Origin of the sequence: Mameliella sp. MMSF_3455 (assembly GCF_030733205.1) — a bacterium.
Classification (GTDB): domain Bacteria; phylum Pseudomonadota; class Alphaproteobacteria; order Rhodobacterales; family Rhodobacteraceae; genus Antarctobacter.
Genome location: NZ_JASHJL010000076.1, coordinates 1 through 11,642 on the forward strand (window position 1 = coordinate 1; position 11,642 = coordinate 11,642).

Annotated in this window: 12 protein-coding genes and 1 tRNA gene; 7 read left to right on the top strand and 6 right to left on the bottom strand. The window is 63.6% G+C overall.

Annotation, left to right across the window (positions count from 1 at the left end):
• Positions 1-352: 352 nt before the first annotated feature.
• The 5 genes from RBB42_RS27250 to RBB42_RS27270 form a co-directional block, all read right to left on the bottom strand.
• Entirely contained in the window at positions 353-1,504 is a 1,152-nt protein-coding gene (locus RBB42_RS27250; protein WP_305972086.1) for a DNA polymerase III subunit delta', read from the bottom strand.
• Positions 1,501-2,145 carry a dTMP kinase gene (gene tmk / locus RBB42_RS27255; RefSeq protein WP_305972085.1) on the bottom strand — a complete coding sequence of 215 codons (645 nt, stop codon included), beginning with the start codon at positions 2,143-2,145 and terminating at the stop codon, positions 1,501-1,503. The genes RBB42_RS27250 and tmk overlap by 4 nt, the downstream gene beginning before the upstream one ends.
• Entirely contained in the window at positions 2,142-3,311 is a 1,170-nt protein-coding gene (locus RBB42_RS27260; RefSeq protein ID WP_305972084.1) for a D-alanyl-D-alanine carboxypeptidase family protein, read from the bottom strand. The genes tmk and RBB42_RS27260 overlap by 4 nt, the downstream gene beginning before the upstream one ends.
• A 116-nt stretch (positions 3,312-3,427) precedes the next feature.
• Positions 3,428-4,747 (bottom strand): COG3904 family protein, encoded by a 1,320-nt coding sequence (locus RBB42_RS27265; RefSeq protein WP_305972083.1) that lies wholly within the window; start codon positions 4,745-4,747, stop codon positions 3,428-3,430.
• A 214-nt stretch (positions 4,748-4,961) separates the two neighbouring features.
• Entirely contained in the window at positions 4,962-5,888 is a 927-nt protein-coding gene (locus tag RBB42_RS27270) for an SPOR domain-containing protein (RefSeq protein ID WP_305972082.1), read from the bottom strand.
• A gap of 215 nt (positions 5,889-6,103) precedes the next feature.
• On the opposite strand from RBB42_RS27270, the gene RBB42_RS27275 reads away from it, so the two are divergent.
• The 7 genes from RBB42_RS27275 (at position 6,104) to RBB42_RS27305 (ending at position 10,566) form a co-directional block, all read left to right on the top strand.
• Positions 6,104-6,193, top strand: a tRNA-Ser gene (locus tag RBB42_RS27275).
• Positions 6,194-6,323: 130 nt separating this feature from the next.
• Positions 6,324-7,511, top strand: coding sequence for a tyrosine-type recombinase/integrase (locus tag RBB42_RS27280; protein ID WP_305972081.1), 1,188 nt, complete (start codon positions 6,324-6,326; stop codon positions 7,509-7,511).
• 18 nt (positions 7,512-7,529) lie between these two features.
• Positions 7,530-8,627 (top strand): hypothetical protein, encoded by a 1,098-nt coding sequence (locus tag RBB42_RS27285; RefSeq protein ID WP_305972080.1) that lies wholly within the window; start codon positions 7,530-7,532, stop codon positions 8,625-8,627.
• A 113-nt stretch (positions 8,628-8,740) separates the two neighbouring features.
• Positions 8,741-8,971 carry a helix-turn-helix domain-containing protein gene (locus RBB42_RS27290; protein WP_305972079.1) on the top strand — a complete coding sequence of 77 codons (231 nt, stop codon included), beginning with the start codon at positions 8,741-8,743 and terminating at the stop codon, positions 8,969-8,971.
• Positions 8,972-9,154: 183 nt separating this feature from the next.
• Positions 9,155-9,490: a hypothetical protein gene (locus tag RBB42_RS27295; protein WP_305972078.1), complete on the top strand. Its 336-nt coding sequence runs from the start codon at positions 9,155-9,157 to the stop codon at positions 9,488-9,490.
• A 52-nt stretch (positions 9,491-9,542) separates the two neighbouring features.
• The gene (locus RBB42_RS27300; protein ID WP_305972077.1) at positions 9,543-10,001 is read left to right on the top strand and encodes a helix-turn-helix transcriptional regulator; all 459 of its coding nucleotides are present in this window, start codon (positions 9,543-9,545) and stop codon (positions 9,999-10,001) included.
• 43 nt (positions 10,002-10,044) lie between these two features.
• The gene (locus RBB42_RS27305; RefSeq protein WP_305972076.1) at positions 10,045-10,566 is read left to right on the top strand and encodes a hypothetical protein; all 522 of its coding nucleotides are present in this window, start codon (positions 10,045-10,047) and stop codon (positions 10,564-10,566) included.
• A 747-nt stretch (positions 10,567-11,313) separates the two neighbouring features.
• Here the strand turns inward: RBB42_RS27305 and RBB42_RS27310 are convergent.
• Positions 11,314-11,598, bottom strand: coding sequence for a recombinase family protein (locus RBB42_RS27310; RefSeq protein WP_305972075.1), 285 nt, complete (start codon positions 11,596-11,598; stop codon positions 11,314-11,316).
• Positions 11,599-11,642 lie beyond the last annotated feature (44 nt).

Here is an 11,642-nt window from a genome sequence, read left to right on the forward strand (position 1 = left end):
CGGGCGGGTCGGGGCGGGGTGCGGCTTGTACAAAACGTACAAAACGTACGCGGAAATCAGCATTTTGTACAAAACGGCCCGGCGGCGGTCTTTCCGGGCAGGATGGCCCGGTCGCCGGGGGGCTAGCCTGTCCGGACGCGAGCCGTGCAGGGGCGAGGCGGCGGGACTTGGCCCGTGGTCGGAGGCGCAGGTCGGTTCATGCTGCTGTGCAGCATAATCGCGCCCGAGATCGGGCCGTGGTACGCGAACTGCCGAGGCGTGTGCCGCGCTGCTGCGAAAATTGCCTGCATGTCAGGATGGCTGACGCAAACCGGCCAAAGCGATTTCGAATTCTCCCGGTTTCCGGACCCGGTCAGGCGGCTTTCTGGAGTTGCAGGAAGAGGTCCGTGACCAGCGCTGCCGGGTCGATGTTGACGGCGCTGGCGTGGCGGGCGCGGTCGCCGGCCTCTTGCGCGATATCGGCCCAGCGGCGGCCTGCCGCCGGGTCGCTTGCCAGGCGGCTGAGCACCTCGCCTTCGCCGGGCAGAACCTGTGGTGGCGGATGGCCGGTGACACCGGTGCGGGCGAGGCGGGCGGCCAGTTGCCCTGCCAGTGTCAGCAGCAGGTCGAGCCGTTCATCCTTGCCCTTGCCGGCGCAGGATTCCGAAAGCGACAGCAGGCGGGCGCGGTCGAGCGCGGGCAGGCTGCCCAGCAGGCCCAGGATCTCGCGGTAGAGCGCCAGCCCGTCGTTGTTCAGGAGCCGCATGGCGGCGCCGACCGAGCCCTCGGCCAGCATGGTCAGTGGCTCGACCTGATCCGGCGGGACCTCGGCCCCGGCCTGCGCCAGCGCCGCGGCCATGTCCTCGGGGTTGAGCGGCGAAAGGCGCAGGGTGCGGCAGCGTGAGCGGATCGTCGGCAACAGTCGCGCGGGCTGATGGCTGAGCAGGAGCAGCGTGGTGCGCGCGGGTGGCTCCTCGAGCATCTTCAGAAGCGCGTTGGCGGCCTGGGTGTTGAGTTCATCCGCGCTGTCGACGATGACGACGCGGCGCCCGCCATCGGCGGCGGAGAGGCCGAAGAAGGCGTGCAGCTTGCGGATTTCATCGACGCGGATGTAATCGGAAAACCGGCCTTCGCGCAGGGCCTTTTCGCGTTCGCTGTCCGCCGATCCCGCGCCGCCCCGGCGCAGCAGGAACAGCCCCGGTTCCGAGAGCGCGCGCATCCGGTGGGCGACCGGGTGCTCGGGGTCGATGTCCAGCGACAAGGGCGGCGGCGGCGCCCCGAACAACCCGTCCTCTTCTCCGGCGGGCGGGGTGGCCAGAAGGAAGCGCGCGATTTCCCAGGCCAGCGTCGCCTTGCCCAGCCCGCGCGGGCCGGTCAACAGCCAGCCATGATGCAGGCGCCCGGAGTTATGCGCGGTCAGGAAGGCCTGTTCTGCCTCGGCCTGACCGATCACGCGCGGGGTTTCACGCGGGTGCGGCGCGCCTTCGAGACGGTCGGGTTCGGGCAGGTCTTCGGTGTCGCTCATGGTGTGGCGGCCAGTTCCCGGAGGACTTTGTCGCGGACGTCGCGGGCGACCTCATCCATGTCGCGGTTGCCGTCGATCACGCGGAAGCGCGCGGGCGCCTCGTCGGCCAGCGCCAGGAAACCGTCGCGCATCCGTTGTTGCAGGTCGAGGCCGAAATCCTCGAAACGTTCTTCCTCGGTGGCGCGGGATTTCGCCCGGGCCAGCCCGGCCTCGGCCGGCATGTCGATCAGGAGCGTCAGGTCCGGCTCGATGCCGATCATCAGTGCGTGCAGGGCATCGACCTTGGGGCGCAACCCGCCGCGGCCCTGGTACATGCGGCTGCTGTCGGCGAAGCGGTCGCAGATCACGGTGCGCCCGGCCTGCAGCGCGGGCAGGATCACCCGTTCCATGTGGTCGCGTCGGGCGGCGGTGAAGAGCAGCAACTCCGTTTCCGCCGACCAGCGGTCCGGGTCGCCCTGCAGGACCAGGGCGCGGATCTCCTCGGCCCCCGGGCTGCCGCCGGGTTCGCGGGTCAGGAGCGGGTCGTGTCCCGCGGCGCGCAGGCTCTCATGCAGCTGGCGCGCCTGCGTGGACTTGCCAGAGCCGTCGATGCCCTCGAAGCTGATGAAGAGACCGGGCCAGGGCCGGTGCGGGGTGGTCACATCGCCTCCTCGGCGTCTTCGGCAAAGCGTTTGATGAGCAGCCCGCTGACGGTCATCATGCGGTCGAGAAAGCCGCCCGCATCCACCTTGTCGGCGGCAAAGAGCGGGACACGTGTTTCCGGCAGGCCCTCGGGCTGGATGATCAGCTCGGCCAGTTGCTGGCCCTTGGTGACGGGGGCCTGGATCGGACCGGTATAGACGACCTCGGCCTTTATGCCGCCGGGGGTCATGGTGGGCACCAGCAGGCGCACGTCCTTGTCGGAGACAAGCGCGACCTGTTCGGCGGAGCCCATCCAGACCTCGGCCTGGGCGATGGCGGCGCCCTTGGTCACGACGGTCTGTTCGGCGAACTGGCGGAAGGCCCAGTTGACAATGGCCTCGGATTCCTCGGCGCGCGCGCGGGTGCTGTCCAGCCCGGTGATGGCAAAGACGACGCGGCGTTCGCCGTTTTTGGCGCTGCCGACGAGACCATAGCCGGCCTCTTGCGTGTGGCCGGTCTTGAGCCCGTCGGCACCCGCCACCAGGCCCAGGAGCGGGTTGCGGTTGTTGACGTTCGAGGGGGCGCGGCCGTCGAACTCGAACTTGCGTTCGGCGAACATCGGGTAGAATTCGGGGAAATCGCGGATGATGTGCGAGGCGAGCAACGTCAGGTCGCGCATCGACATGGCGTGGCCTTCTGCGGGCCAGCCGGAAGCGTTCTTGAAGGTCGAGGAGGTCATGCCAAGCTGTTGCGCGCGCTGGGTCATGAGGCGGGCAAAGCCGGCCTCGGTGCCGTCGGGGCTGAGCGCCTCGGCCAGGACGACGCAGGCATCGTTGCCCGAGAGGACGATGATGCCGCGCAGCAGGTCCTCGACCCGGACCCGGTCGGTGGTGTCCAGGAACATGGTCGAGCCGCCGAAGGACATGGCATGGGCCGAGACGGGCAGCCGTTCGTCAAGCTGCAGGCGGCCTTCGCGGATCGCCTCGAAGGCGATGTAGAGCGTCATGAGCTTGGACATGGAGGCCGGGGGCAGGGCTTCGTCGGCGTTCTTGGCCAGGAGAACGGTGCCGGTGGTCTGGTCGATGACGAAGGCCGCCTTGGCGCGGGTGTCGAAGGCGAGGGCCTGGGTGGCAAGCGCCGCCACGACGGCGGTGGCGGCCAGCAGGCTGCGGGCAAAGATGGTCACGTTCGGGGCTCCTGTCCTGTGCTCGATTCAGGCTCTTGCCCCGTTATCGCGTATCGCGGCGGGCGTGTCACGTCGCAGCGTGCCGAAGCGGGCGGGTCATCGCCGGGCGTGGCGCATCAGGGCGAAAGGAACCTGGACGACATCCAGCCTTGGGTGCCGGAGGCAGTGCGGACCTGCCACCAGAGATCGCTGGACGACTGGCAGGCTTGGATCCCGTGCATGGCCTCTGCCGTCAGAACGCCGTGGTCCGACGGACGGCAGGCGGCCCGGCACGCGTCGGACAGGATCGCCGCACCATTCAGACTTCGGTCGACGGGGATGACTTCGCGGTCCTTGCCCACTTCCATGATCACGGCCGCGCCGAATCCCGGTTCGGCGCGCATGTTGGAGAAGTTCTGGACGCGGACCACGCGATAGCTTTGCGCGATGGGCGCGCAGGTGGCTTGTGTCACGCGGGCATCGGTCACACCGGGGCGCCGCGATTGCAGGTCGGCCAGCCGCGTGCCGATCGGCGCCGAAAGCGCGGCCGTGACCCGGGTGTAGCCGGTCCGTGGAAGCTCGCCCAGTTGGCGCGCCAGGTGGAGCGGCGTGGGGGGCTGCGGGCTGTCCCATGTGCCGCGGTTGGTCCGTATGTCGCGGAAGTGTTCGAGGACAATGGGCCGGCCGAGACCCCGGGTCACGCGGCAGGCTTCCATCATCAGAGTGCCTTCTGCTGTGGTGGCCGACAGATATGCAGTGACCAGGCCGCCGCGTTGGCTTGCAGGCTGGGTCATGACCCAGTTGCCGGCGAAACTGGTTGGCGCGATCGGGTCCGCGTAGCGTGCCGGGTCCATGCTTGGATAGGCCGTTGTGCAGAGATCCCGGATGCGGGCTTCGTCGATACGGTCCGGCAGGGGGCCGAGGCCGGTGATGGTGACGCCAAGCTCTCGGACACGGTCCGGCGTATCGATTTGGTAGAACTCCTGCCCGGAGACATCAAAGAAGGACAGGGCGAAGTCGCGGCTGATGCGCAGGTCTTCGAGACCGCCGAAGATTTCGGCCGAGGCGCGGATGGCCACGTCGAAGGCCTGTGCGACGACGGTCTCCGAGAACTGTCCGGAGGGCACGTTCAGTTGCGGCGCGTGAAAGCCCAGGGTGGCGGCCGCGTGCATGGACCTGCTGCGGCTCCGGGTCAGCCCGTCCTCGATCCAGAACTGGGTGCCGCCAAGGAAGGCGAGCGCGCAGGCGGAGAGGCAACTGTCATCGGCGGCAACATGCGTGCTGATGCCCGTTTCACGGATAAATGCGGCGAGGTCGAGGCCCTCGGGAAAACTCCCGCCGGGGCTGTCAAGGCAGAGCCGCGTGGCGATATGGGCACGATCGAAGGCAGATTTGGCCGGCGGGATGACCCGGCGCAACCTATCGGTGTCACCCTCGGTGATCTGCCCCGAAAGCATCGCATTGCAGGCTTCGGGGTGGTCGTCCAGGATCGTTATCTCGGCGGCCCGGGCCGTGTCGGTCCATCCGAAACAGGGCAGGGCGGCGGTCAGAACCGCGCAAGCGAAAGGTCTGAATGCAGGCGTCGGACTGGGCAGGTCACGGTCTGTCTGATGGTTCGGGCTGTCTGATCGTTCGGGACTGGCAGGGCAGACCGTTGCCCTGCCCGCGAGGTCAGTCCGTCACCGCATAGGCGTCGGTAAAGCCGGTCTTCTTGATCTTGGCCAGCAGCGTGCCACGTTCATCGGCCGAAAGCGCAGGGCCGACGACGACACGCCAGAAGGTTTTGCCATTCGAGGTGAAGGTCTTGATCGTCGGCACCATGCCGGCCTGACGCATCGCGGTCGCCGTGTCCTTGGCGTTCTGTTGAACGCTGAAGATGCCGATCTGGATAAAGGGCTTGGCCAGTTTCGACGATTTCGGCGCCGGGGCGGGAGGCTTGGCCGAGGCAACGATGGCGGGTTTGGCGGCGGGGCTGGCCGCGGGATCGGGATTGGCCGGGGCCAGGGTGGCGCCGTCGATCGCTGCTGCGGCCCCGCCGATCACCGGGTCGAGCGCACCCTCGCTCACGTCGGGGGCGGCGGGCACGGCGCCGGGCGCCGCGGCCAGCGGATCGCCGGTGGCGGGATCGGGGTCCTGTGCCTCCTCGCGGCGCAGGGCGACCACGTCGAGGTTGGTGGGCTGCCCGGCCAGGACACCCAGTGCCGCGGCGGCATCCGAGGAGACCTGCAGGCGGGGGCCGGGGGTTTCGCGTTCCTTGCGGAACAGGGCGCCGATCACGAACTTGCCGTTCTGCTGGTTGCGGATGATGACGCGTTCGGGATCCTTGGCATCGGGGTGTGCAACCCAGACACCGCCCAGCGAGGGACGTCCGTCCCAGAGGCCGGCTTCCTTGGCCTGGAAGACCTCCGGGGCTTCGACGTCGCGGGCGGCACGGGGCGTGTCGGCGGTGCTGGCACGGGCGACGACATCGCCGTCAGCGTCTTTCGATTGCAGGAAACCCGGCATCTGCCCATCGGCACAACCTGATGCCATCAGGAGCGCAGCCCCCGCGGCAGAGAAACGCAGAGTCCTGGAAAGATTGGAAGATTTGCCGCTCATGTCTTGCCTCTTGCCCTATTTGCGTCTCGGGTGTTTTCCCGGACACACGCCGGGTTTTCCCGGTCGCGCACTGCCTCTCAGGGGCTCTGACGGCCCCATTCAACTGTAACAATACCTTGTCACAGCCTGCATGGAAAGCCTGCAAAGGGATTGTGCGCGGATTTTCGGAGAGGTGCTTTCAGAATCGGAACGGGCGCACTATCGATGCGCGACACGGAGGTTTGGCAGAGTGGTCGAATGCGGCGGTCTTGAAAACCGTTGGGCGTGAGAGCGTCCCGTGGGTTCGAATCCCACAGCCTCCGCCACCCACAGATTTTCCTAGCTTTCATCTGATAGCCTGAAATGCCGCAAGGCCCCGCAAACGCGGGGCTTTTTCTTTGCCTGGGGTTCTTCTGGATTTCATTCGTTTGCGCCTGTATGCTTTCCTTGCGTGGTATGAATGGTGGTATGATGGCGGCGCTGGGCGGCAAGCTGACAAAGCGACTGGTGGAGAACCTGGGGCCGGGGCGGCATGGCGACGGCGCGGGCCTTTACCTGGTGGTTGACCCGTCAGGCGCGCGGCGCTGGGTCGTGCGGGTCACAGTGAAGGGCCAGAAGAACCGCAAGGGCGCGCCGCTGCGCACGGACTTCGGGCTGGGCGGGGCTGATGTCGTCACGCTCAATCAGGCGCGCGAGCGGGCGCTGGAGTATCGGCGCATGGCAAAGGCGGGGCTGAACCCGCGTTTCAATGCCAAGCGCGAGGTGCCAACGTTCGAGGAACTGGCGCGGCAGGTTCACATTGACCGCCTGCCGACATGGAAGAACCCCAAGCACGGGCAGCAATGGCTCAACACGCTGCGCGACTATGCCTTTCCCAAGATTGGCCGGATGCCGGTCGATAGCATCGACACGCCAGAGGTGCTGATGTGCCTGTCGCCCATCTGGACGGCCAAGCACGAAACCGCGCGCCGCCTGGCGCAGCGTCTCAAGACCGTGCTGGATGTCGCCAAGTCCCAAGGCTTCCGCGAAGGGGAAAACCCGGTCACGGCGGTAAAGGAGGCGGGGGTTCTGCCCAAGGTCAAAGCCAAGGTCGAGCATCACGACGCCATGCCGTGGCGCGACGTTCCGGCCTTTTATGCCGAACTGGAGGGGCGCACGGCGACGGCGGCAAAGGCGCTGCAATTCACGATCCTGACCGCCTGCCGCACGTCAGAGGTGCTGGGTATGACATGGGATGAGGTGGATCTGGACGCGCGCCTCTGGACGATCCCGGCGGCGCGCATGAAGGGCGGGGCGCAGCATCGCGTCCCGTTGACGGACGAAATGCAGCGAATCCTTGAGCCGATGAAGGCGATGGCCTCAACCTATGTCTTTGAAGGGCAGAAACGGCACAAGCCGCTGTCCAATATGTCGATGCTGATGCTGTTGCGGCGCATGGGGCGCGGTCAATTCACCGTGCATGGTTTCCGCAGCACCTTCCGCGATTGGGCGGCGGAGGAGGCAGGCGCGCCGCGCGAGGTGGCGGAGGCGGCGCTGGCGCATCAGGTTGGGTCCGAGGTGGAGCGGGCCTATGCGCGGTCCGATTTGTTGGAGCGGCGGCGGGAGTTGATGGCGGCTTGGGCTGAATACCTAGTTGTCGTGTAGAAGACGGGGAGGTTCCGAATGGAGAGATTTACCGAGGACGAAACCAAGCGCTTGGATGAAATCTTAGCAGTAGAAGTTAACCCCTTTCTGAAAGGTGGACGCGCTACTTTTGGCCTGCCGTTGGGTGGAGCTACGCAGCGCTGGCTGTTCACTACCCATATGAATTTGCCTGCCGAAGCTCAGAAAGAGTTGGAGTATGTCCTATCCGATGAAGTCGATGCGAGAGTGCGTGTGTGGGAGTTGAACAATTATCTTGAACAAAACCAAATCAATTCCGCGCCTGAATGGTGGGAGTTGGGCTTCTTCGAATTTGATCGGACGAAGTTCTGGAAGTTTTTGGTCGAGCAATGTCGGAAGCACTTCTCCGACGATTATATGCGCCAGAGCTTTGACTCCTGTGTAGAGCGTATTGCTGCTCTTAATGAAGCCATCCACGTGCTGCGGGTTCACGAAGCCAATCCTTCCTTTCACTCCGAAAAAAAGGTGGCTCACGCCTTAGCGGTATTCGACGCCAGTTACCCCTTGGATTTTTCGGACTACGAAGAAGTACCGCAACGGGCGCGAGATCCTTACAGCCAGTTGCAACAGTTCATCGGCCATGAGCTGTCCAACTTAGAGGCTGTCTTCTCTAAGCGTTGGTTCGAATTTAAGCTCTTGGACGAACTTGCAACCTTTGAGCATTACTTTCAGGACGGGCAGCGGAACAGTGAGACTTCTAAGAAAATCTGCACACAATTGCGCGGCTACATGTTTCGGCAGGCCCTAGCATTTGGCAGGATGGTGGAGCATTACCGATGGAAATTCAGTTTTGAAGGTGCTGCGCTAGAGGGTATCAAGTCTGCCGAAGTCGCCAAAATTCGTGGAAAGAAGGGCGGCCAGGCATCGGGGCGAAATCGTCAAGAAAACTTGAAGGTGTTCATGTCCGAGATCGAGGCGTTGAGCGATACCTTCCCTAGGATGAGTGAAGAAGCCATTTTCGCCCAAGCCTATGCCAATGCTGCGGCAAAGCGCAAAATGCCTAGGTCGAGAAAAGTGATCGATAGCTACGGGGATGCCATTCGGTCAGAGCAACCGTTCAAAGCGCGGTTCGATGCCATCTTTCGAAAAATCGCTTAAGCGATTTCCCAAGGCTAGAAAACGCTTGAGGGTTAGAAATTTGGTGGTGACGACTCCGAAAATCTGCCCATAATTCAGTGCCATCAGCAATTGTCCAACACAGGGGACAGCCGATGGCAGATAACCAAACAAACAACAGAGGCATCCTTGACGATGACCGCGTGTTTTTCCCGGAAGACCCGGAAATGCGCCTCTTCGGGAGCGTCGAGAAGCTGGCGCAATGGCGGCACCGCAATCGCGGTCCGGCCTTCATCCGCATCGGGCGGCGCATCGCCTATCACGGCAGCGACCTGAACGCCTATCTTGAGGCGCAGCGCGTCGATCCTAATGGGGAGGCCGTTTAATGGAAAACCCCAGCACCGCACGCGGGGCCGGGGCCTTCCGTGTGACATCTACTGCCACCTTCGCAAGTCCAGTTGATGACACACATGGCCCGGTTCGCGCAACCAAATCCGAAACCCGCTTCTATTGGGACCGGCGCAGCAATTCTGTGCAACCGCTGATGCTGCACGGCGGGAGGATTTGCGATGAGTGAGCACTGGCACAGCAACCCGACGCAGATCTATTTCGCCTGCCGCGCCTTGGTGCAAGGCGAAACGCTGAACCATATGGACGTCATTCTTGGGGTCCGTGGCTGGCGTCTGAGCGCTATCGTGAACACGCTACGCAGCGAATACGACTGGCCCATCGTGACCGAGTATCGCGGTCCGGAGCGCATCGGGCATTATCACCTGTCCAAGTCCTGCGACGTGACAAAGCTGGACCTGCCGCCATCGGCGCAACGTCTGGCAGAGGAGCTGGAGGCGCTGCGCAAGGACGATCCCGATACCGGCGATGACGGCGCGGGTGACGTCGATGGCTAGGCGCAGCAGCAGGAAAAAGGGGGAGGGGCAGTATGCCCCCCTCCCATACGCGATGCTCAAGAGCGATGCCTGGCGCAGCTTGTCCGGGCCTGCGGTCAAGGTGTTCATGGAACTGCACACGCGGTTCAATGGCGGCAACAACGGCGCGCTGCGGCTGTCCTATGCAGAGGCGGCAGAGGCGCTGGGCCTGGGCAAGGCGACCGTGCAGCGGGCTTTTCGGGATCTACAGGACAAGGGCTTTGTGGTGCTGGTGCGCAAGGGCAACTGGTATCACCGGCAGGCGCATGAATGGCGGCTGACGACGAAGCCGGTGCAGAAGGCCAAGGGCGTCGATGTGCCATCGCATGATTGGCGCAGTTGGTCATCCGAAAAATCCGAGCGCGGTTCTGATGCGGAACGGTCTGGGGGTGCCGTGGTTCCATTCCAGAACCCAAGCGGGCGCGATGGTTCCATATCAGAACCCGTCAGGGGCAAATCCGGAGGGGCGCACGGTTCTGGAACGGAACACTAATACTCACCACTCCCACAAGGAAAAGGCGCAGGAAGGGCAAGACATGACGGACCTGGAAACGGCAGAAGGGCAGGGCGGCGCCGTGCGCGCTTTCCCTTCGATGCAGATGGACGAAGACGGCACGCTACAGGCCCGTGTGGGCGCGCCAGAGGATGTTGAGGCCCTTCTGGGCATGAAGACCGCAGAAGCTGCGCAGGGCGTGTTCAGAAGCGCGCTGGAGGCGCTGGGCGCGTCGGCCAAGGACAAGGCGCAACTGGTGTCCGCGATGTTCGCAGAGATCGAACCGCGCGACGGAATCGAGGCGATGCTGGTGGCGCAAATGACGGCGACCCATGTGGCGATGACAATGGTCGCCGCGAAGGTGTCAGGCGGCGGCGGGTATCAGGTGCGTGAAAGCTATGAGCGGTCGATGACGCGCCTCAGCCGCACTTACCTGGCGCAGATGGACGCGCTCAAAAAGCACCGTGCCAAGGCGCAGCAGGTTGTCCGCGTGGAGCGGGTGACCGTGCAGGATGGCGGTCAGGCGATTGTGGGTGACGTGACGCATGGCGGGGGCGGGCGATGACGGAAAACGACGTTAACCCCATGAACCCTGTCTTTCGCCTTCGGGCCGCGCCGCGATGCACGGCAACAGCAAAGCGCACCGGGCGACGTTGCCAATGCCCTTCTAAGCAAGGTTGGAACGTCTGCCGCTTGCATGGCGCTGGTGGCGGCGCGCCACGCGGTCCCGCGCATCCGAATTATCGGCACGGACTGCGGTCGGCGGAGGTTAAGGTTCTGAGGAATCTTGTGCGCGAAGTCTGTCGTACTGGTGCGCAGGGTATTCTCGGCGTCTCTTCGGACTAGAGGTCGATTAGGTGTCTCTTCGGGCTGGGCGTGGCGGTCTATCCTGGCTAAAATTCGGGTTGCCAGAGCACGGTAAAAATGCCTTCATTTTGCCCGTGGGAAAAGTTGACCCCCGCCGCCGGTCCCTGCGCACGAGGCCTCAGACTTTTTGTCCGCCCCCTCCCTCGTTGTGGTAGTAGGGCGGCTTTGAAGCTTGGTTGAAAAGGTGCGGTTCTGGCGCTTGGTGTAGTATTTTTTGTGGTACGTTTTTCGCGACATGTTTGTTAGCTACATAAAATCAGTCGCTTACGCCTCTTGTGCGGAAGACACAGCCTCCGCCACTAACGCAATATTATTTTAAGTAGTTGATATTTAATGAAATTGCGTGGCGAAAAAATTTTACCACACTCGTTTACCACACATGTCGGGCGTCAAGCTTGCGTCAGAGACCATAGAGATCCCTGACGCCTATATTGGCCCTGTGTAGTTATGTGATTCGGTGAACCGAACGCTCTGAGATGCCCAGAGTTGCTGCGATGTCACGTTTGCTCATACCGCCTCTGAGAAGCTCTTGTGCCTCTGCCTTGCGGCGCTGGGCGGTAGGAGCCCGACCACGATACTTTCCAGCCTTCTTTGCCTTCTGTATGCCCTCACGCTGCCGTTCCAGCATCATTTCCCGTTCGAACTGAGCTACAGAGCCCAGGACGTTTAACATGAGCTTTCCTGTGGCTGTGGTTGTGTGAGCTACCCCCCGAAATTCGGACACTGACATAAGCTACGATTTGCAGTCTGCTGATCTTCGACGAGAAGGAGATC